Source organism: Kaistia granuli DSM 23481 (assembly GCF_000380505.1).
Lineage (GTDB): Bacteria > Pseudomonadota > Alphaproteobacteria > Rhizobiales > Kaistiaceae > Kaistia > Kaistia granuli.
In genome coordinates, this window is the sequence record NZ_AQYH01000004.1 from 281006 (window position 1) to 299170 (window position 18165).

Annotated in this window: 21 protein-coding genes; 11 read left to right on the forward strand and 10 right to left on the reverse strand. The window is 68.3% G+C overall.

What is annotated here, in order from left to right:
• The first annotated feature begins 311 nt into the window (after positions 1 to 311).
• A complete protein-coding gene (locus G342_RS0105215; protein ID WP_156830811.1) occupies positions 312 to 572 on the forward strand; it encodes a hypothetical protein in 261 nt (86 codons plus the stop codon).
• Positions 573 to 611: 39 nt separating this feature from the next.
• On the opposite strand, the gene G342_RS0105220 is transcribed toward G342_RS0105215, so the two are convergent.
• On the reverse strand, positions 612 to 1514 hold the full coding sequence (locus G342_RS0105220) for a histone deacetylase family protein (protein WP_018182053.1): 903 nt from the start codon (positions 1512 to 1514) through the stop codon (positions 612 to 614).
• Between the two features lie 73 nt (positions 1515 to 1587).
• Here G342_RS0105220 and G342_RS0105225 point away from each other — a divergent pair, with 73 nt between their 5' ends.
• Both G342_RS0105225 and G342_RS0105230 read left to right on the forward strand, forming a co-directional pair.
• Positions 1588 to 2205 carry a class I SAM-dependent methyltransferase gene (locus G342_RS0105225; RefSeq protein WP_018182054.1) on the forward strand — a complete coding sequence of 206 codons (618 nt, stop codon included), beginning with the start codon at positions 1588 to 1590 and terminating at the stop codon, positions 2203 to 2205.
• 73 nt (positions 2206 to 2278) lie between these two features.
• Positions 2279 to 3622: an MATE family efflux transporter gene (locus G342_RS0105230; protein ID WP_018182055.1), complete on the forward strand. Its 1344-nt coding sequence runs from the start codon at positions 2279 to 2281 to the stop codon at positions 3620 to 3622.
• Between the two features lie 22 nt (positions 3623 to 3644).
• Here G342_RS0105230 and G342_RS0105235 read toward each other — a convergent pair whose 3' ends face one another.
• Complete coding sequence (locus G342_RS0105235) at positions 3645 to 4721, reverse strand: quinone-dependent dihydroorotate dehydrogenase (protein ID WP_018182056.1); 1077 nt, start codon at positions 4719 to 4721, stop codon at positions 3645 to 3647.
• Positions 4718 to 5062 carry a DUF952 domain-containing protein gene (locus G342_RS0105240; protein WP_018182057.1) on the reverse strand — a complete coding sequence of 115 codons (345 nt, stop codon included), beginning with the start codon at positions 5060 to 5062 and terminating at the stop codon, positions 4718 to 4720. The genes G342_RS0105235 and G342_RS0105240 overlap by 4 nt, the downstream gene beginning before the upstream one ends.
• A gap of 206 nt (positions 5063 to 5268) precedes the next feature.
• On the opposite strand from G342_RS0105240, the gene G342_RS0105245 reads away from it, so the two are divergent.
• Together G342_RS0105245 and G342_RS25160 are read left to right on the forward strand one after the other, a co-directional pair.
• Entirely contained in the window at positions 5269 to 5916 is a 648-nt protein-coding gene (locus tag G342_RS0105245; RefSeq protein WP_018182058.1) for a S24 family peptidase, read from the forward strand.
• A 35-nt stretch (positions 5917 to 5951) separates the two neighbouring features.
• Positions 5952 to 6689 (forward strand): thermonuclease family protein, encoded by a 738-nt coding sequence (locus G342_RS25160; RefSeq protein WP_018182059.1) that lies wholly within the window; start codon positions 5952 to 5954, stop codon positions 6687 to 6689.
• Here G342_RS25160 and G342_RS0105255 read toward each other — a convergent pair.
• The 3 genes from G342_RS0105255 to G342_RS0105265 all read right to left on the reverse strand — a co-directional run bounded on the left by G342_RS0105255 (position 6686) and on the right by G342_RS0105265 (position 9698).
• The gene (locus tag G342_RS0105255; RefSeq protein WP_018182060.1) at positions 6686 to 7312 is read right to left on the reverse strand and encodes a LysE family translocator; all 627 of its coding nucleotides are present in this window, start codon (positions 7310 to 7312) and stop codon (positions 6686 to 6688) included. The two genes, G342_RS25160 and G342_RS0105255, sit on opposite strands and share 4 nt — an antisense overlap.
• A gap of 89 nt (positions 7313 to 7401) precedes the next feature.
• Positions 7402 to 7923 (reverse strand): hypothetical protein, encoded by a 522-nt coding sequence (locus tag G342_RS23320; protein ID WP_156830812.1) that lies wholly within the window; start codon positions 7921 to 7923, stop codon positions 7402 to 7404.
• Between the two features lie 110 nt (positions 7924 to 8033).
• Entirely contained in the window at positions 8034 to 9698 is a 1665-nt protein-coding gene (locus G342_RS0105265) for a lysine--tRNA ligase (protein WP_018182062.1), read from the reverse strand.
• Between the two features lie 202 nt (positions 9699 to 9900).
• Here G342_RS0105265 and G342_RS0105270 point away from each other — a divergent pair, with 202 nt between their 5' ends.
• Complete coding sequence (locus tag G342_RS0105270) at positions 9901 to 10326, forward strand: tellurite resistance TerB family protein (RefSeq protein ID WP_018182063.1); 426 nt, start codon at positions 9901 to 9903, stop codon at positions 10324 to 10326.
• Between the two features lie 18 nt (positions 10327 to 10344).
• Here G342_RS0105270 and G342_RS0105275 read toward each other — a convergent pair whose 3' ends face one another.
• Positions 10345 to 11220, reverse strand: a complete 876-nt coding sequence (locus tag G342_RS0105275; protein ID WP_018182064.1) for a transporter substrate-binding domain-containing protein — start codon at positions 11218 to 11220, stop codon at positions 10345 to 10347.
• Between the two features lie 216 nt (positions 11221 to 11436).
• Between G342_RS0105275 and G342_RS23325 the strand changes: the two genes are divergently transcribed.
• The gene (locus tag G342_RS23325; protein WP_018182065.1) at positions 11437 to 13209 is read left to right on the forward strand and encodes a glycosyltransferase family 2 protein; all 1773 of its coding nucleotides are present in this window, start codon (positions 11437 to 11439) and stop codon (positions 13207 to 13209) included.
• Between the two features lie 127 nt (positions 13210 to 13336).
• Positions 13337 to 14149 carry a glutathione S-transferase family protein gene (locus tag G342_RS0105285; RefSeq protein WP_018182066.1) on the forward strand — a complete coding sequence of 271 codons (813 nt, stop codon included), beginning with the start codon at positions 13337 to 13339 and terminating at the stop codon, positions 14147 to 14149.
• On the opposite strand, the gene G342_RS0105290 is transcribed toward G342_RS0105285, so the two are convergent.
• The 3 genes from G342_RS0105290 to pdeM form a co-directional block, all read right to left on the reverse strand.
• Positions 14146 to 14826, reverse strand: coding sequence for a spermidine synthase (locus G342_RS0105290; protein ID WP_018182067.1), 681 nt, complete (start codon positions 14824 to 14826; stop codon positions 14146 to 14148). The genes G342_RS0105285 and G342_RS0105290 overlap by 4 nt on opposite strands.
• Positions 14827 to 14905: 79 nt before the next feature.
• Entirely contained in the window at positions 14906 to 15298 is a 393-nt protein-coding gene (locus G342_RS0105295; RefSeq protein ID WP_083931095.1) for a DUF930 domain-containing protein, read from the reverse strand.
• Between the two features lie 160 nt (positions 15299 to 15458).
• Positions 15459 to 16175: a ligase-associated DNA damage response endonuclease PdeM gene (gene pdeM, locus G342_RS0105300; protein WP_018182069.1), complete on the reverse strand. Its 717-nt coding sequence runs from the start codon at positions 16173 to 16175 to the stop codon at positions 15459 to 15461.
• A gap of 211 nt (positions 16176 to 16386) precedes the next feature.
• Here pdeM and G342_RS0105305 point away from each other — a divergent pair, with 211 nt between their 5' ends.
• The 3 genes from G342_RS0105305 to G342_RS0105315 are packed head-to-tail and all read left to right on the forward strand — an operon-like array spanning position 16387 to position 18002.
• On the forward strand, positions 16387 to 17094 hold the full coding sequence (locus tag G342_RS0105305; protein WP_018182070.1) for an RNA polymerase sigma factor: 708 nt from the start codon (positions 16387 to 16389) through the stop codon (positions 17092 to 17094).
• A 48-nt stretch (positions 17095 to 17142) separates the two neighbouring features.
• Complete coding sequence (locus tag G342_RS0105310) at positions 17143 to 17673, forward strand: DUF4142 domain-containing protein (protein ID WP_018182071.1); 531 nt, start codon at positions 17143 to 17145, stop codon at positions 17671 to 17673.
• A 32-nt stretch (positions 17674 to 17705) separates the two neighbouring features.
• Positions 17706 to 18002, forward strand: a complete 297-nt coding sequence (locus G342_RS0105315; protein ID WP_156830828.1) for a cupredoxin domain-containing protein — start codon at positions 17706 to 17708, stop codon at positions 18000 to 18002.
• The last annotated feature ends 163 nt before the right edge of the window (positions 18003 to 18165 follow it).

An 18165-nucleotide genomic window follows, 5' to 3' on the forward strand; every position in this document is an offset into this window, starting at 1 on the left:
ATCGCGCAGGATCCGAATTCGAAAGGGATGGTCTTGGATGGCTGGGCACGATGATCTGTCCGCTGGCAGGGAGGCACCATTGGATAGAAAGACGACCATTCCTATCAAGAAACACTTTGTTGTCGCGGCTCGACTTGTTGGAAAGGAAATCCCTGGCCGGCTGGGATGCGAGATTCCGCCGGCACGGCCCTTCGACAGTCTTGTGATGGTCATCACTGACTCTGACGCTACGTCATGGTGGAACAGCGCCACGGCAGACGACGTTGAGCATCGTCGGGAACAGGGGACGCCGCGGCGCGGCGCAGATCAAAATGGCAGCCTTCAGTATCCGCACCATGACCAGCGTCATTGGATCCGCCGCGTTGGTCGCCTTCGCCGTCACCGCCTATAGCGGCCAGGCGGTCAGCCGTACCAGCGGCGCCAAGGACCCGACCGCGCTCTCCCTGTTCGACAAGGCATCGGTCGGCGGCCGCAAGGGCTGCGAGATCCAGTCCTGGCCCTATATCGCGCCGGAATGCCTGCAGGCTGCCAACAGCCAGGAAGGGCAGTGGAGGCCGGTGCGCCGGCTCTGACGTCCGGGCGCGTCCCACGCGCTCCTCGTGCCGAAAAACTTAGCCCGCGAACGCCGCCGCCGCGTGATGAAGCAGCGCGTGGCGGCGGGCGATCGGCTCGACGTCGGCGCCATAGCCGCCGCCGATGACGCCGGCGAGCGGAATGCTGCGTCCCCGTACGGCCTCGATCACCACGCGATCCCGCTCCGCCAGCCCGGCATCGGAGAGCGACAGCCGGCCAAGGCGGTCGTCCGCGTGGGGATCGACGCCGGCATTGTAGAAGACGATGTCGGGATGCATGCGGTCGAGCAGCGGCGCCAGGATCTCGTCGAGGGCCGCCAGATAGGCGCGGTCTTCGGTGCGGTCGGCAAGTCCGATGTCGATCGTCGATTGCCGCTTGCGGACGGGGTAATTCTTCTCGGCATGCAGCGACAGCGTCGTGACATTGGCGTCGCCCAGGAAGATCTCGGCGGTGCCGTCGCCCTGGTGCACGTCGCAATCGACCACCAGCGCGGTGCCGATCCGCCCCTCGGCCATCAGCACCCGGATTGCCACGGCGACATCGTTGAAGGTGCAGAAGCCGGCGCCCTGGTCGCTGCGCGCATGATGGCTGCCGCCGGCCGTGTTGGTGGCGAGGCCGTGGGAGAGCGCCAGCCGCGCGGCGAGGATCGTGCCGCCGGTGGCGGCGCGGGCGCGGCGGACCACGGTCTCGTTCATCGGCAGGCCGATCTCGCGCTCGATCGCCGGCGGCACGGCGAGCGCCAGCACGGCGTCGACATAGTCGCGGTCATGCGCCAGCGCCAGCTCGGCCGCGCTGGCCGGCTCCGGCACGACGAAACCCGCCGGCGCCAGACCGTCGGCGACGAGGATCTCGGCCAGCCGCCGGTATTTCTGCATCGGGAAGCGATGCTCGGCGGGGATGTCGGCGGTGTAGGCAGGATGATGGACGATCGGCGGCGGCATGGCGGAACCCTATCCGATATCGCCCCGGCAGTTCCATAAGGTGTAGAGTGCCGGCACCGTAGCGAGGTGCGCCATGTCTTCCTCGTCCGACACGGAACATTGGGATGCCGTCTACGGCGTGAAGGCCGAAGACGAACTCAGCTGGTTCGAAGCCTCACCCGAGCGATCGCTCGCCCTGATCGCCCGCTCGGGCGTCGACAAGGCCGCGCCCGTCATCGATGTCGGCGGCGGCGTCTCGCGCCTCGCCGAGCATCTTCTCGCTTCCGGATATTCCGACGTCAGCGTGCTCGATATATCCGGAGAGGCCATCCGCCAGCTGCTGGCGCGGCAGACGCCGGACTCGCCGCTGCAGGGGATCGACGCCGACGTCACCACCTGGCGGCCCGACCGACGCTACCGGCTCTGGCACGACAGGGCGGTGTTGCACTTCCTCATCACCGACGAGGCGCGCGAGGCCTATCGCCGGACCCTGCTTGCGGCGCTGGCGCCGGGCGGCCAGGCGATCATCGCCACCTTCGCGCCGACCGGGCCGGAACGATGCAGCGGACTGCCCGTCCGGCGCTATGGCGCAAGCGAGCTCGCGGCGTTCCTCGGGCCGGATTTCAAGCTGATCGAGAGCCTGATGTTCGATCATGTGACGCCGTGGGGCGCGGCACAGCACTTCCACGTGGGACGGTTCCGCCGAAACTGAGCGCGGGCGCGCGCTGGTGATCGACGGCGCGCCGTCGAACGGCTATCGGTGTCGTCCAGTCCACGAGCACCGCATGACAGTCCCCACCCCAGCGTCCGTCGCCATCCGCCCGTTCGAAGTCACCCATCGCGGCATCCTGTCGATCGCCGTGCCGATGACGCTCGCCTATCTGACGACGCCGCTGCTCGGCCTGGTCGGCATGGGGGTGATCGGCCGTCTCGGCGATGCGGCGCTGCTCGGCGCCGTGGCGCTCGGCGCGGTCATCTTCGATTTCGTCTTCGCGACGTTCAATTTTCTCCGCAGCGGCACCACCGGCCTCGTCGCCCAGGCGCTCGGCGCCGATGACCGCACCGAGATCCAGGCGACCTTCTACCGGGCGCTGATCGTCGCCTTCGCCATCGGGCTCGGCGTGCTGCTGCTGTCGCAGCCGATCCTGACCGTGGCGCTGGCAGCGCTCGGCGGCAGCCCGGCCGTGCAGGCGGCGACGACGGAATACTATTCCGTCCGGGTCTTCTCGACGCCGTTCGCGCTGGCGAACTACGTCATGCTGGGCTGGCTGATCGGCCTAGGCCGCTCGACGCTCGGCCTGTTCCTGCAGACCTTCCTGAACGGGCTCAACATCCTCCTGAACCTCGTCTTCGTGCTCGGCCTCGGCTGGGGCATCGCCGGTTCGGCGCTGGGCACGACAATCGGCGAGGCGGTGACGGCGATCCTCGGCCTCACCCTGGTGGTCTCCCGGCTCGACCGCGCGCATCGCCCGTCCCTGGCGCAGATCCTCGACCGCAGGCAGGTCTTCCGCATGATCGCCGTCAATCGCGACATCATGATCCGCTCGTTCACGCTGCTGTTCGCCTTCGGCTTCTTCGCCTCGCGCGGCGCCAAGATGGGCGATGTCGTGCTGGCGGCGAACGCCGTCCTGATGAACTTCTTCCTGGTCGGGGGCTATTTCCTCGACGGCTTCGCAGCGGCCGCGGAGCAATATGCCGGCCGCGCCATCGGTGCGCGCTACAAGCCGGCCTTCATCCGCTCGATGAAGCTGACGCTCGGCTGGGGCTATGTGCTGGCTGCGATCGCCGCCTGCTGCTTCTGGTTCGGCGGCCCGTATCTGATCGACTGGATGACGGTGAACCAGGCCGTGCGCGACACGGCGCGGCACTATCTCGCCTGGACGGCGCTGACGCCGCTCGCCGGCGTGCTCGCCTTCGAGATGGACGGCGTCTTCATCGGCGCCACCTGGTCGGAGGACATGCGCAACATGATGCTGCTGTCGCTGGTGCTCTATCTCGCCGTCTGGGCGGTGGCCGAGCCGCTCTGGGGCGCGCATGGTCTTTGGCTGGCCATGCTGGTGTTCCTGTCGGCGCGCGGCTTCACGCTCGCCTGGCGCTGCCGCGCCCGCACGCGGGCGGCCTTCGCCTGATCCGGACCGGGAGGGCGGGTGCCTAGGGCGTCTCGCTCGCCCATTTCTCCGTCTCGATGCCGACGGCGTCGGCGATCGACGGGAGGCCGCGGCGGTCGAGGATGCGCGACAGGCCGGCCAGGATCTCGGCCGGCAGGCCCGGGCCGCCATACACGAAGCCCGAATAGATCTGCACCAGATCCGCGCCGGCGGCGATCTTGGCGAAGGCGGTCTCGGCGGATTCGATGCCGCCGACGCCGATCAGCGGCAGGTCCGGCCCGACCAGCTTGCGGAAGCGGGCGAGCTGGATGGTCGAGAGACGGAACAGCGGCCGACCCGACAGGCCCCCGGTTTCCTTCGCCGTCGCCGCGTCGATCAGCTTCGGCCGGCTGATCGTGGTGTTCGAGACGATGACGCCGTCGATCTTGCGGGCGAGCGCCACCTCGGCGACGTCGGCGAGGCCTGCCTCGTCCATGTCGGGCGCGATCTTCAGGAGCACCGGCACGCGCCGGGCCTGCCTGTCGCGCGCCTCGAGCACGCGGGTGAGCAGCTCGTCGAGCGCGCCCTTCGCCTGCAGGTCGCGCAGGCCCGGCGTGTTGGGCGAGGAGACGTTGACGGTGAAATAGGAGGCAAGGTCGGAGAAGGTCTCGATCCCCACGACATAGTCGGCGACGCGGTCGGTCGCATCCTTGTTGGCGCCGATATTGACCCCGACAAGACCCGCCCTGCCGGCGCGCGCGTCGAGACGGCGCCTGGCCGCAGCGTGACCCTCATTGTTGAAGCCAAGGCGGTTGATCACGCCATGGTCTTCGACCAGACGGAACATGCGCGGCTTCGGATTGCCGGGCTGCGGGCGCGGCGTGATCGTGCCGATCTCGACGAAGCCGAAGCCGAGGCGCAGCAGTGCGTCGGGCACTTCGGCATTCTTGTCGAGGCCGGCGGCGATGCCGAGCGGATTGGCGAAATCGAGCCCGAACAGCTTTCGCGACAGGCGCGGATCGCGATCGGGCCTCGCCGCGGGCGTCAGCCCCGACGACAGCACCTTGATCGAGAGGCCATGGGCAACTTCCGGGTCGATCCGGAACAGGATGGGTCGGACGAAGTTGCCGAAGGCGCTCATGCGGCGAGTTCCGGGAAGATGTGGTGGCCGTCATGGCCGACCGGCAGCGCCTTGGTCCAGATCACGGCCGAGAAGTCGAGCGGGCCGTAGAGATGGGGGAACAGCGCGCCGCCGCGCGAGACTTCCCATTTCAGCTTCTCGCCCAGCTTGTCGCCGTCGACGGCGACCAGCAGGAGGTTGGTCTGGCCGCTGAAGTATTTGTCGGCCGTCTCGCGCGTCTGCTCGGCGGTCGAGAAATGGATGTAGCCGTCGGCGACGTCGATCGGCGCGCCGGTGAACACACCCGCGTCCTTGGCCTCGCTCCACAGCGTGTCCGGGGCGATCTTGAAAATGATGGTCATGAGGATCCCTAGCGGTTGGGCGGAACCTAGTCACGGCGAGGCCGCCGAACAAGGGCCGGCTTGCCGCAAGCGTCAAAATGCCGGCGAAGCCGCTGGACATGGTCCGGAGGCGGGGATAAAGCTGATGGAGAGGGATTTATTCCTTTGCATCCGGCTCCCGAGCAGGAGCCGCGCGGGCGGGCGCCCGCATCTGCGGAGGTTCCGCCATGTTGTCGCACGAGCGGATCTGGGCGGCGATCGATCGCCTGGCCGCCCGCAACGAGCTGACGGCCTCGGGCCTGGCGCGCAAGGCTGGGCTCGACCCGACGACGTTCAACCGGTCGAAGCGGGTCGCCGGCGACGGCAGGCCGCGCTGGCCCTCGACCGAAAGCATTTCCAAGATCCTCGAGGCGACGGGCGAGCAGCTCGACAGCTTCATGGGGCTGATGGCCGTGCGGATCACGCCGCCGGAACAGGCCGCCCCGTTCCGCCATGTGCCGCTGCTCGGCTTCGCCCAGGCGGGCGCCGGCGGGTTCTTCGATGATGGCGGCTTCCCGGTCGGGCAGGGCTGGGACGAGGTCGCCATTCCGCAGACGGCGCCGACCGAAGGCGTCTACGCGCTGCAGGTCACGGGCGAGTCGATGATGCCGCTCTATCGCGACGGTGACATCATCATCGTCTCGCCGACCGCCCCCTTGCGGCGCGGCGACCGGGTCGTCGTCCGCACGCAGGAAGGCGAGGTGATGGCCAAGGTGCTGGAACGCAAGACCGCGCGCACCGTCGAACTCCTCTCTCTCAATCCCGAGCATCCGAACCGCCAGATCGCCGCCCGCGAGATCGACTGGATGGCGCGGATCATCTGGGCGAGCCAGTGAGGACGGCGCTCTCGGCGCTTTGTCTCCTGGGCGGGATGGCGCTCGCCATCATCCTCGTCTCGCAATTCGGCGGCCTCGACCGGCGCGAACTCGCCGGGCTGATGGGGGAACCGGCGCCCGAACAGGTCATCCTGCCGCCTCTGTCGGATCAACCCGAACGCCCCATCCGCATGGCGGGCGAGGCGCCGGCCGCGACGATGCCGCCCGTCACCTCGGAGCATCCGGAGGCCGAGCCGGCCGAGCCGGACGCACCGGCGCCGCGCAACGTCACCGCCCCGGGCATGACGCCGGCGCCGACCGGCGACGGGCCTCTCGAACGCGAGCCGGTGTCAAAGCATCCGCCGGCGCCGCCGACCTGGAAGATCTTTTCGCCTGTCATGGTGCGCGAGGCCGGGCTGCTCGACCTCGGACGGCGCAAGGTGCGGCTCGCCGGCATCGTCCCGCCGGATCCGGACCGGCTCTGCCATCCCGGTTCAACCGGCGATCCGAAGGTCGACATACCCTGCGCGCGGCTCGCCATGGTGGCGCTGCGCAGCCGCATCCGCGCCTTCGGCGTTGAGTGCCGGGTCGCGGCCAGGGACCCGGGCGATCCGATCGTCGCGCCCTGCCGGATCGGCAAGACGGATCTGGCGCTCTGGCTGGTCGAACAGGGCTGGGCCGAGGCGGCGGCCAATGCGCCGGACGCCTATGCGGCGGCCGAGACGGAGGCCCGTTGCGCCCGCCGCGGCATCTGGCAGGCTGGCGATCCGCCGGCCGATTGCCTGCAGAACTAGGCGGCGGCTTTCCGCCAGCCGGCGGCCAGCAGGCCGGCGCCCACCAGCAGCCCGCCGCCGGTCCGGTTGACGATGCGCTGCACGCTCGGCTTGCGGATGGTCTTGCGGGCCCCCGCCGCGATCAGCGCATAGCTCGCGGCATTGATCGTCGCCAGCACCAGGAAGGTCACCTCGAACAGGATCATCTGCGGCAGCAGCGGCTGGCCGGCGACGAGGAACTGCGGCAGGAAGGCGACGAAGAAGACGATGCTCTTCGGGTTCAGCGCCGTCACCGCATAGGCGTGCAGGAAGATGCGCAGCGGCCGCGCCTCGCGCGTGTCGACCGCGCCCGGCTCGCTGACCGGGGCGCGCCAGAGCTTGATGCCGAGATAGATTAGATAGGCGCCGCCGACCCATTTCAGCACGGTGAACAGGGCCGCCGAGGTGGCGAGCAGGGCGCCGAGGCCGAGCATCGAGGCGGTCATGGCGGTGAAATCGCCGAGGGCTACGCCGGCGACGGTGGCGCCGGCCGATTTGCGGCCATGGCCGAGCGCATAGGAGATCACGAGGATCACGGTCGGGCCGGGAATGGCGAGCATCACGGCGGAGGCGGCGGCGAAGGCGAGCCAGTGTTCGAAAGTCATGGCGGGTTCCCTGAAAGACCCGGCCATCAATCCACCGAAGCGGTGTCGTTGCAAGCCCTGCCTCTGCAACTCTCGCGGGGTATTCGCCGTCAGCTCTTGTTGAAGACGAGATTGGACAGGGTGGTGGCCGGCCCGTCCGGGCTCGGGCGGCTGATCACCTGGATGCGCAGCGTGCCATTGCCGTCATTGATGATGGTCATCTGGGCCTTGGTGCTGCCATTGACGGGCTTCGGCCAGTTGATGGTGAAGTTCACCCGGTCGCCGTTGCGGCGGCCGAAAATCGCCGCCGGGCCGACCCGCGCGCCGACATAGGTGCCGCTATAGGTGCTCGTCGCCGCATCGTAGCGCACCTTGGCGCCGATCTCGCGCGTCACCACGATGGCGCCCCGGCAATTGCCGTCGATCGCCATGCGGATGGCGGCGCGATCGCCGGCCACCGTGCAGGTGACGTTGAAGATGGGCGATTGCGCATTGCGGCGCACCTGACCGCCGCCCGACCAATTGCCGTCGAATCGGTTCAGAAAGTCCTGTTCGTCGGCATGCGCTACTGCGCAGCCAAGGCCGCCGGACAGTAGGCAAAGCACAAGGGGCCGGGTCCAGATAGAGGGCATGGCTCTTCCTCCCGGGCAAGGAACGACCGGTCAGGGTCCGGAGTTCCCGCCATCCGGGAGAATGCCGATCACGATCCGTTCAAGAGAAGCGGATCGGGTACAGGCCGCCCCTAGTCCTGGGCGAGCTCGCCCTTGAGCGCCTTGGCGATGCGTTCGCGCGTCTCGGGAATGCCGTAGATCGCCACGAACGAGCCGAAACGCGGGCCCTGGTCCTGGCCGAGCAGCACCTTGTAGAGGCCGCGGAACCAGTCGAGCGAAACGCCCGGTGGGTTGCCGTCCGGGCCCTTCTTGGCGGGATCCGGGAAATACTGCCGGCCGATGTCGAAGACGATGGTCTGGATCTCGTCGGCGGTCGCGCCGGCGGGGATCTCGGCCAGCGCCGCGTCGAGGGCGATGAGCGCCTCGCGGATCGCGCCTTCCGGCACGACATAGTGCTTGCCGGACTTCAGCACGTCGTTGAAGTAGCGGATCGCATAGCCGGCCAGGCGGTCGAGCTTCTCATGCGTCGCCGCCGTCAGATGCGGCATGTAGCGCGAGATATACGCCCACAGCACGCCCTTGTCGGTGGCGTCGGAAACGCTGACGAGGTTCAGGAGCATGGCGAACGGGATCGGCGAGCCCTCGGCCGGCGGATGGCCCGAATGGATGTGCCAGGCCGGGTTGCCGAGGCGCTGCTCGACCGGCTGGCGGCCATAGGCGTCGACGAAGCCGAAATATTCATCGACCGTGCGCGGGATCACCTCGAAGGAGAGGCGCTTCGCCGTCTTGGGCTTCGAATACATGTACAGCGCCAGGCTGTCATTGTCGGCATAGGTCAGCCACTGCTCGATCGTCAGGCCGTTGCCCTTCGACTTCGAGATCTTCTCGCCGTTCTCGGCCAGGAAATGCTCGTAGGTGAAGCTCTCCGGCGGCTCGGAACCGAGCGCGCGGCAGATTCGGGTCGAGAGCTTGACGCTGTCGATCAGGTCCTTGCCGCTCATCTCGTAGTCGACGCCGAGCGCGAACCAGCGCATCGCCCAGTCGGCCTTCCACTGGCACTTGACCGCGCCGCCGGTGACGGGAACCTCGACGCGCTCGTTCGTGTCCGGGTCGATATAGGTGATCGTGCCCTTCTCGACATTGCGGTCGACCATCGGCACCTGCAGCACGACGCCGGTGGTCGGCGAGATCGGCAGGAAGGGCGAATAGGTGGCGCGACGATCCGGACCGAGCGTCGGCAGGATGATTTCCATCACCTCGTCATAGACTTCGAGCATGCGCAGCAGCGCCTTGTCGAAGCGGCCCGAGGTGTAATAGTCGGTCGCGCTGGCGAATTCGTAGGCGAAGCCGAAACCGTCCAGGAAGGCGCGCAGGCGCGCATTGTTGGCCGCGCCGAACGAGGGATACTCGTTCGAGAACGGATCCGGCACGCGGGTCAGCGGCTTGCCGATATAGGCCTGCATCATCTCCTGGTTCGGCACGTTGGTCGGCACCTTGCGGAGGCCGTCCAGATCGTCCGAGAAGCAGAGCAGGCGGGTCGGGATCTTGTCTTCAGTCAGGAGGCGGAAGGCGTTGCGCACCATGGTGGTGCGGGCGACCTCGCCGAAGGTGCCGATATGCGGCAGGCCCGACGGGCCGTAGCCGGTCTCGAACAGGACGGGGCCTTCGGGACGGTTCTGCCGCTTCAGCCGCTCGACGATCCGGCGCGCTTCCTCGAAGGGCCATGCTTTCGACACCTGCGCAGCCTGAACGAGTTCGGGCGCAAGATCGAGAACAGGGAGCGTACCGGTCGACATCGAAAACCTCTTCTGGGGAAACGCGCGGGAGACATACGAAAAGCGCGCGTGGGCGCGGACCCTAGGGAGCGCCCGGCGTCGCGTCAATGGCCGGCGTGTTCCCGGCAGCGACAAGGCGCCGGTTGAACGACGAACCAAGAGATCCTAGTTTGGGCAGACCCATCCAGACGGGAATTTGGCCCGCGTGCAGGAGCGTATCGACATGGACAAGCCGACCGGCAGCACGGTCTCCCCGCAGGAGGCCCTGATCTATGCAATGGTGACGTTGTCCGCGGTCGACCGCCAGATGACCGATCGCGAACTGCGCAAGATCGGCGATGTCGTCAACACGCTGCCGATCTTCGGCGGCTTCGACACGGACCGTCTGATCGCGGTGGCGGAAGCCTGCGCCGCGATCACGCGCGAGGACGATGGCCTGCATGCCGTGCTCGCCACCATCGCCACCTCGCTGCCGAAGAAGCTGCATGAGACGGCCTATGCGATGGCCGTCGAAGTGGCGGCGGCGGACCTGCATGTCGAGCAGGAGGAACTGCGCTTCCTCGAACTGCTGCGGGACGTGCTGGATGTCGACGCCCTGACGGCGGCGGCGATCGAGCGCGGCGCTCGTGCCCGCTACCGCACGCTCTGAGATCGTCCGGGGTCGCGTCTAGAAATAGCCGACCGGGAAATAGCGGAGATAGAGTTCCGCGAACGCCCCCTTGTCGTAGAGGCTGTCGAGCGCCCAGTTGAGCGCGAGGCGGAGGTCGGCCCGGTTCGGCGGCAGGGCAATCGCCAGCCCCGGGCCGAAGAATCGCGGCTCGACATAGGCGCCGCCGACGAAGGCGCAGCAATTCGCCGCCGGCTCCGACTGCAGCCAGAACGCCAGTTGCACCCCGTCGCCGAAGACGAGATCGACCGTGCCCGCCTTGAGCGCGTCATTGCCAGCCGCCGGCGTGTCGACGGCGACCGCCGTAGCCTCCGGGAAGAAGGCGGCGAGGTAGGCTTCATGCGCGCTGCCCTTGGCGACCGCGACCTTGCGGCCGGCGAGCGCACCGGTCTCCAGACGCGTGACCGGGCCTCCCTTGCGCGCGACGAAGCGGGCGGCGGGGCGCAGATAGACGTCGGAAAAATCGAGCTTGGCGCGGGTTTCCGGCGTGATCGCGATACCGGCCAGCGCCGCGTCGACGCGACCCGCCGCGACGGTCTCGATCAGTCCGTCCCAGGGCCGCGCCTGGATCGTGCAGGGAACGCTCAGCTCACGACAGATCGCCCGCGCCAGATCGACATTGAAGCCCGTCAGCCGGCCGTCCGGGCTCTTGAAATTGTAGGGCGGGAAATCATCCGTGGTCGTGAAGCGGATGCCGGTCAGTGAGGTGGTCGGAGGCTTGTCCAGCCGGCGGTTGGGATCCCAAAGATTGGGGATGGTGACCCCGGTCGACGACGCGTGAGCCGGTGCCGTCTGGCTCGCGGCGGGCGTGGTCTGGGCGGACGCGGTGGTGGCCGTGCCGGCGAGGCTCGCCAGCATCACGAGGGCCGCCAGCATCGCCAAACCCGTCCTAGTTGCGATGCTTGCCAACTGCAGCCGCATACCTGTATCACTCTCGACTGGTATTTACGTTAGGGAAGCCACGGCGTGGCGTGCGGCGGACTATAGACCATTTGTCGTTCGGGCAGGAGCCCGAAGGACGGGGCGACGGGGTCTGGCTTGACTATCGGGGCAGGGTGGAAACCTCGGGGGGAAGGGGAATCCGACAGCGAGTTGCGCTATGCGCTTCTCGCCGCCCGCCTCGGGCTCGCCTTCGATCCGTCGCCGCGCGGCAGTTGGGAGCGCGGGTGGCTCGCCGACAGGGAGATGGAGGACGTGGCCCATTGCGCCGCCTCCATTCGCGCCGGCCGCGCCGTCCTGATCGAGGATGGAACGTCGCGCCGACTGCTCGTGGCGCCGGAACCGACCCAGGCCGGGCGGTTGGCGGCCATGCTGGCGCGCCAGCCGGCGCTCGCGTCGCGGCTCGTTGTGACGACGCCGGCCGTGATCCGGCGTTGCCTGACCGAGGCGGCCAGCGCGCCCTTGCTGGAGGAAGCGGTGACGGGGCTCGACCGCCGCCGGCCGGAATTCTCGGCCCGGCGCCTGCTGACACCGGCCCAGGCGGTCGCCGGCCTGGTCTTCGCCCTGCTTCTGGCGTTCGCCTGCTGGCAGCAAGGCCTGCTCGTCCTCCAGATCTTCAACATCGTCGCCGGCTTTCTCTTCCTCGCTCTCGTCATGCTGCGGCTACTCGCCGTCAGCATCGTGCTGGAGCGGACATCGCGTCCGGCGCCGCCGCTCGAGGTCGATCGGGATCACCTGCCGGTCTACAGCGTGCTGGTGCCGCTCTATGACGAGGCGCACATGGTCGCCGATCTGGCGCGGGCGCTCGACCGGCTCGACTGGCCGAAGGATCGGCTCGACATCAAGTTCATCGTCGAGGCGCGCGATCGTTCGACCCGCCTCGCCATCGAGCGGCTCGGCCTCGGCGCCCCTTTCGAGATGCTGGTGGTGCCGGACCGGGCGCCGCGCACCAAGCCGAAGGCGCTGAATTTCGCCCTGCCGCTGGCGCGCGGGCGGTTCGTCACCGTCTATGACGCCGAGGACAGGCCCGATCCCGGCCAGTTGATCGAGGCCTATCTCGCCTTTGCCGCCAGCGATGAGCGCCTCGCCTGCATCCAGGCGCCGCTCCTGATCGACAATGACGATACCAACGGGCTGACCGCCTTCTTCGCGATGGAATATTCGATGCAGTTCGACGGGGTGCTGCCGATGCTGGCGGCGCTCGACATGCCGCTGCCGCTCGGCGGAACCTCGAACCATTTCCGCATCAACGCCCTGCGCCGGGTCGGTGGCTGGGATCCCTACAATGTGACCGAGGATGCCGATCTCGGCATCCGCTTCGCCCGTTGCGGCTATCGCACCGGCACGATCACGCGGCCGACCTATGAGGAAGCACCGCGCACGACCAAACTCTGGCTGAAGCAGCGCACCCGATGGCTGAAGGGCTGGATGCAGACATTCCTGGTCCATTCGCGCCACCCCGTCCGGCTCTGGCGCGAACTCGGGCCGCGCCGGACGCTGGGCTTCATCCTGACGGGGCTGGGAGCGATCGTGGCGGCGGCGATCCATCCGCTTTACATCGCCACGGCCTTCGCCCTGCTGATCGACCCCTCGGCGCTCTGGCGGGCGGAATCACCGCTCGGGTCGGCGATGATCTTCCTCAATGTCTTCAATTTCGTCGCCGCCTATGTCGCCGTCGCCCTGCTGTCGCGGGCGACGCTGCGGTTCCGCAGCAAGCGGCGCCAGCCCGGCATCCTCATCTTCCTTCCCGGCTATTGGCTGCTGCTGTCGATCGCCTGCTATCGCGCCTTCCTGCAATTGATCGTCGCGCCGCATCGCTGGGAAAAGACGAAGCATCATGGCCAGGCGGGGCGCAGCCGCGCGCCAGCGTCACCCGGCGCGCCAAGCCTGCCGGCACCGCTGCGCCGCCGTCTCGGGCCAGTCTGAACCGCACTGGGCGGATGCCGTCGCGAGGAGCTTGCGAAGGGCCGCCGCATCCCTAAGCTGGCGGCCAGTCACCCTATGGCGGCGCGGCCCATACCTGGCCGCCGCGATCCGGGGCGGGGAGCCAGACATGCCACTGAAGCCGATCGTCTACCACATTCCGGTCTGCCCCTTCTCGCAGCGGATCGAGATCCTGCTGCAGTTGAAGGGCCATGCCGACGCCGTCGAGTTCCGCGTCGTCGACATCACCCGGCCGCGCGATGCCAAGCTGCTTCGCAAGACGCGCGGCACCACCGCGTTGCCGGTGCTGGAAACGGAGGACGGCCGCATCCTGAAGGAGAGCCTCGTCATCCTGCAATATCTCGACGAGACGGTGGCCGGCGGCTTGAAGCGGCGCGCCGATCCGTTCGAGCACGCCGTCGAGAGGATGCTGATCGCCAAGGAAGGCCCCTTCACTGCGGCGGGCTACACCTTCGTGATGAACCAGGACCGCGCGGCGCGCCGGTCGCATGAGGAGAAATTGCTGAAGCTGTTCGCCCAGCTCGACGATTTCCTGCGCGAGCACAGCCCCGGGGGCGAGTTCCTGTTTGCCGAATTCGGCCTCGCGGAAGCGGTGTTCACGCCGATCTTCATGCGGTTCTGGTTCCTCGACTATTACGAGGGCTTCGAGCTGCCGGCCGAGCCGGAATTCGACAGGGTCCGGCGGTGGCGCGCGGCCTGCCTCGACCATCCCGCCGCCCGCCAGACCTCGCGCGAAGAGATCGTGAAGCTCTATTACGATTACGCTTTCGGAGCCGGCAATGGCAGCCTGCTGCCGGGGCGGACGAAGTCGAGCTTCGTCTTCGAACCGGATTTCAAAACGCGTCCGTGGCCGCCGGCCGAGAAATACGGCCCGCCGGCGAGCGACGCGGCGCTGGGACTGGCGGCCGGATCGGGCGCCTAGGTCCCTGGCCGGACCGCGATCCAGATGACATGCTTGGCGCCGCTGCGGCCGCGATGGGCCTTGACCTTCGCTTCCTCGACGGTGAAGCCGGCCTTGCGCAGGCGCTGGGTGAAGGCGGCGTTCGGGCCGGACGACCAGACGGCGAGGACACCGCCGGGACGCAGCGCCGCATAGGCGGCGCCGAGCCCCTGCATCGTGTAGAGCCCGTCATTCGACTCGCGCGTCAGCCCCTCCGGGCCGTTGTCGACATCGAGCAGGATGGCGTCGAAACCCTTACGGCCAGCGCGAATAAGCGCGCCGACATCGCCGACATGGATGGCCACGCGAGGGTCGTCCAGGCAAGCGCCGAACACCTCGGCCATCGGTCCGCGCGCCCAGGCCACCACGGCCGGGACGAGCTCCGCCACGGTGATCGCGGCGTCCGGACCGAATTCGACCAGCGCGGCGCGCAGCGTGAAGCCCATGCCGAGGCCGCCGATCAGGACCTGCGGCTTGGCCCGGCCGGCGATCTTCGCGGCGGAAAGCGAGGCGAGCGCCTCTTCCGATCCGCTCAAACGGCTGTTCATCAGCTCGTTCGAGCCGATCATGATGGAGAATTCGGCGCCGCGCCGCATCAGCCGCAATTCGCCGCCGCCATCGGGGATTTCTGCCGTGTCGAGCCGGACCCAGGGTATCAAGCGCTCGTTCTTCCGTTGCTGGTGTCAAAGTCGCCGGCACCATACACGCCTCGGTCCCGAGGGGGCAGGGCCGCTGGGATCAGGGATAGAGGTCCTTGGCCGCCCACTCGGCATGCGGCACCCGCCGCTTGACCTCGACCGTGAGCTCGGTCGTGCGCATGTGGTCGGGCGTGACGGTGCAGCTGTAGGAGAATTCGTACCACTCGCCCTTGCGACGGAACGCGCCGCCATCGCCTTGGGCGGTGTCGCCCTCGATATGGGCGCGGTGCAGGGCGTCGATGAAGGCCCGCTCGGTGATGCCATCCTTGCGGCTCGACGTTTCGTCCATCACCGCGAGGTCGCAGACCTGGACGAGGCGCGTCTGCGGATCCAGCCGCTTCAGGCTGGGATCCACGCCGGAGTCCGCTGCGATCGCGGCGGCTGGAAGCGTCGAGATCAGAGCGGACAGGATGAGGCCGTCGAGGCGCATCATGACTTCCTTTCAGTCGGATTGTCGGCTGGGATCAGCGGACCGGCGGGTTCGCGGCGGCGACGGGTCCGGTGTCCGGCCATCTGGCTCCCGGCGCGATGCGCCCGGGGCCGGCGGGGAGGAGCGGGGTGGTCTGGGTTCCTTCAGGCAATGGCGGGGAAAGCTAGTCGCCGGCGAGACGGCGGCCGGCGATGGCGTGGACGGCGTCGCCCAGCATCCAGGCGTGGAAGGCATGGCCATCGAATAGCGGACGGAAGGCGGTGTCGAGGACGTTGAGGCCGCCGGCCAGCGCGCCGAAGGCCGGCATGACGAGGCGGTTGCCGTCGGCGGCGAAGCAGCGTCGACGGATCGAGCGGCCCCGGCCGACGAGCCGGGCGGCGGGGTGGAGATGGCCGGCGATCTCGCCCGGCCGGGCGCCGGCGAGCGGTTCGTGGCGGAAGACCAGCGGGCCGACGGAGAGTTCACTGGTCGCCCAGCCGCCGAGCTCGCGCGGCGGCTCCGGATCGTGGTTGCCGGCGATCCAGATCCATTCGGCCGAGGCGGTCAGGCTCCGCAGCGTGGCGCGGTCGGCCTCGTTGAGGCGCTGGTCGCCGCTCGGATCGTGAAAGCTGTCGCCGAGCGCGATGATGCGGGCAGGCTTCACCCGGGCGATGACGGCGGCGAGGCGCTTCAGCGTCGCCATCGTGTCGTAGGGCGGCAGCATCTGGCCGCGCCGGGCGAAGGACGAACCTTTTTCGAGATGCAGGTCGGCGACGACGAGCGTGCGCTCGTCCGGCCACCAGAGCGCGCCCTCGACCAGCGGGATCAGCGGCACGGAGGCGACCGAAAGACCGGCTGCCGCCGCTTCCGTCGTGTCCAGGGCCGTCGCTGTCCGCTGCATGTCGATCCGGTATCCGCTCGTATCGGGGCCAAGGAATTGAATCGCGCGACCATTCTAGCATCCGTCGCGCTTCGACGTCCTACGCCCGGCGAAAGCGCGATACAATGCCTCGGGTCCTGCCAAGCGCCCGGGAACCTCTGGCGCGCGCCCGCATCCAATGAGCGCCGGTCGATCGCGCTTCGCGGTCGGGGGCGGACCCAGGAGGCAGGAAATGGCCAGCCAGGAACTCGCGCGCATCGAACTCGGGGAGGCCGACCTGATCCTTCGGGCGCTCCGGCATGACGAAGGCGCGATCCGCGCCATCATCCGCCAGAACAACCGGCGCCTGTTCCGGCTGGCGCGCGGCATGACCGGCAGCGACGACGAGGCCGAGGATATCGTGCAGGCCGCCTATGTCCGCGCCTTCACCCGCCTCGCAAGCTTCCGCCGCGAGTCGAGCCTCGCCACCTGGCTGTCGCGCATCGTCATCAACGAGGCGCTCGGCCGCATCCGCCGCGACCATCCGACCGTCGAGCTGACGCCGGTGGTCGAGGCGGAAGCCGGGCAGGCCGACATCATCCCGTTCCCGCTGGCTGCGGCCAACCCCGACCCGGAGAGGAGCATGGCACAGCGTGAAATCCGCCAGCTGGTCGAGGCCGCGATCGACGCGCTGCCCGAGCCGTTCCGCATCGTCCTCGTCGCCCGCCTCGTCGAGGATCTCTCGGTCGAGGAGACGGCGTCGCTGTTCGACTTGCGCCCCGAGACGGTGAAGACCCGCCTGTTCCGGGCGCGCAAGCTGCTGCGGCAGGCGCTGGAAGCCAAGGTCGGCGACGTGCTGGGCGACGCGTTCCCCTTCGGCGGCGCGCGCTGCGAGCGGATGGCCGATCGCGTCGTGGCGATCCTGGCAGCGCGGGAACCTTCGTCAGGCAGCGACATCTAACGTGATGTCGCGGGCCCGCAGGGCCGCCGCATCGACAAGGAGACGAGCATGAACGCGCTGAACAGACTGGGCATCGCCCTCGCCGGGCTGATGCTGACGACGACGCTCGGCCTCGCCGCCGAGAATGCCAAGCCGACCGATCCGCAGATCGCCCACATCGCCTATACCGCCGACAACATCGACATCAAGGCAGCCGAACTGGCCGTGAAGACGTCGAAGAACAAGGCGGTGCAGGACTTCGCCAAGGACATGATCCGCGACCACGAGGCGGTCAACAAGCAGGCGCTCGCCCTCGTGGCCAAGCTCAAGGTCAAGCCGGAGGACAACGCCACCAGCCAGGCGCTGGTCAAGCAGGCTGACGCCACGCAGGCGCATCTTGCAACGCTCAAGGGCGCCGCCTTCGACAAGGCCTATGTCGACAACGAAGTGGCCTATCACCACGCCGTCAACACGGCGCTGGAGACGACGCTGATCCCGGCGGCGCAGAACGCCGAGCTGAAAGAGCTGCTGTCGACGGGCCTGCAGATCTTCAAGGGCCATGAGGACCACGCCCGCATGGTCGCCGGAGAGCTGAAGTGACGGGCGGCCGGGGCCGCCGGCGGGCGTGCGTCGTGTTGGCGCTCGCCGGCGTGTTTCTTCTGCCGGACTTGGCGGCGGCGGAAACGATCACCGTCCAGGTGACCAAGCTTGCCTTTGTCCCGGCCGCCATCACGGCGAAGGTGGGCGACACGGTCGAATGGGTGAACAAGGACTTCGTCGCCCATACGGCGACGGCGACCGACAAGGGCTTCGATGTCAAGCTTCCGGCCGGCAAGACCGGCAGCGTGACCGTGACCAAGGCCGGCACGATCCCCTATTTCTGCCGGTTCCACCCGATGATGAAGGGCGCGATCGAGGTCAAGGAGTAGGGGGCGCGAGCCACCCTCCCAGTCATCCATCTCCGCCGTCATCCCCGCGACGGCGGGGATCCATGCAGCCGAAGCGTTGGTGGTACGAGCCTCCCCAACACCCGGCTGCATGGATCCCGGGTCAGGCCCGGGATGACGGCGAGGTGGGGGACGGCGGAGCCAA

What these genes read in the sequence shown, in the direction of transcription:
- G342_RS0105240 (WP_018182057.1), bottom strand. Translation starts at nt 5,062, where the DNA reads ATGACCATCATTTTCAAGATCGCCCCGGACACGCTGTGGAGCGAGGCC.
- G342_RS0105285 (WP_018182066.1), top strand. Translation starts at nt 13,337, where the DNA reads ATGCCACTGAAGCCGATCGTCTACCACATTCCGGTCTGCCCCTTCTCG.
- G342_RS0105225 (WP_018182054.1), top strand. Translation starts at nt 1,588, where the DNA reads ATGTCTTCCTCGTCCGACACGGAACATTGGGATGCCGTCTACGGCGTG.
- pdeM (WP_018182069.1), bottom strand. Translation starts at nt 16,175, where the DNA reads ATGCAGCGGACAGCGACGGCCCTGGACACGACGGAAGCGGCGGCAGCC.
- G342_RS0105305 (WP_018182070.1), top strand. Translation starts at nt 16,387, where the DNA reads ATGGCCAGCCAGGAACTCGCGCGCATCGAACTCGGGGAGGCCGACCTG.
- G342_RS0105220 (WP_018182053.1), bottom strand. Translation starts at nt 1,514, where the DNA reads ATGCCGCCGCCGATCGTCCATCATCCTGCCTACACCGCCGACATCCCC.
- G342_RS0105215 (WP_156830811.1), top strand. Translation starts at nt 312, where the DNA reads ATGGCAGCCTTCAGTATCCGCACCATGACCAGCGTCATTGGATCCGCC.
- G342_RS0105310 (WP_018182071.1), top strand. Translation starts at nt 17,143, where the DNA reads ATGAACGCGCTGAACAGACTGGGCATCGCCCTCGCCGGGCTGATGCTG.
- G342_RS0105235 (WP_018182056.1), bottom strand. Translation starts at nt 4,721, where the DNA reads ATGAGCGCCTTCGGCAACTTCGTCCGACCCATCCTGTTCCGGATCGAC.
- G342_RS0105230 (WP_018182055.1), top strand. Translation starts at nt 2,279, where the DNA reads ATGACAGTCCCCACCCCAGCGTCCGTCGCCATCCGCCCGTTCGAAGTC.
- G342_RS0105275 (WP_018182064.1), bottom strand. Translation starts at nt 11,220, where the DNA reads ATGCTGGCGGCCCTCGTGATGCTGGCGAGCCTCGCCGGCACGGCCACC.
- G342_RS23320 (WP_156830812.1), bottom strand. Translation starts at nt 7,923, where the DNA reads ATGCCCTCTATCTGGACCCGGCCCCTTGTGCTTTGCCTACTGTCCGGC.
- G342_RS0105255 (WP_018182060.1), bottom strand. Translation starts at nt 7,312, where the DNA reads ATGACTTTCGAACACTGGCTCGCCTTCGCCGCCGCCTCCGCCGTGATG.
- G342_RS0105245 (WP_018182058.1), top strand. Translation starts at nt 5,269, where the DNA reads ATGTTGTCGCACGAGCGGATCTGGGCGGCGATCGATCGCCTGGCCGCC.
- G342_RS0105265 (WP_018182062.1), bottom strand. Translation starts at nt 9,698, where the DNA reads ATGTCGACCGGTACGCTCCCTGTTCTCGATCTTGCGCCCGAACTCGTT.
- G342_RS25160 (WP_018182059.1), top strand. Translation starts at nt 5,952, where the DNA reads ATGGCGCTCGCCATCATCCTCGTCTCGCAATTCGGCGGCCTCGACCGG.
- G342_RS0105295 (WP_083931095.1), bottom strand. Translation starts at nt 15,298, where the DNA reads ATGATGCGCCTCGACGGCCTCATCCTGTCCGCTCTGATCTCGACGCTT.
- G342_RS0105270 (WP_018182063.1), top strand. Translation starts at nt 9,901, where the DNA reads ATGGACAAGCCGACCGGCAGCACGGTCTCCCCGCAGGAGGCCCTGATC.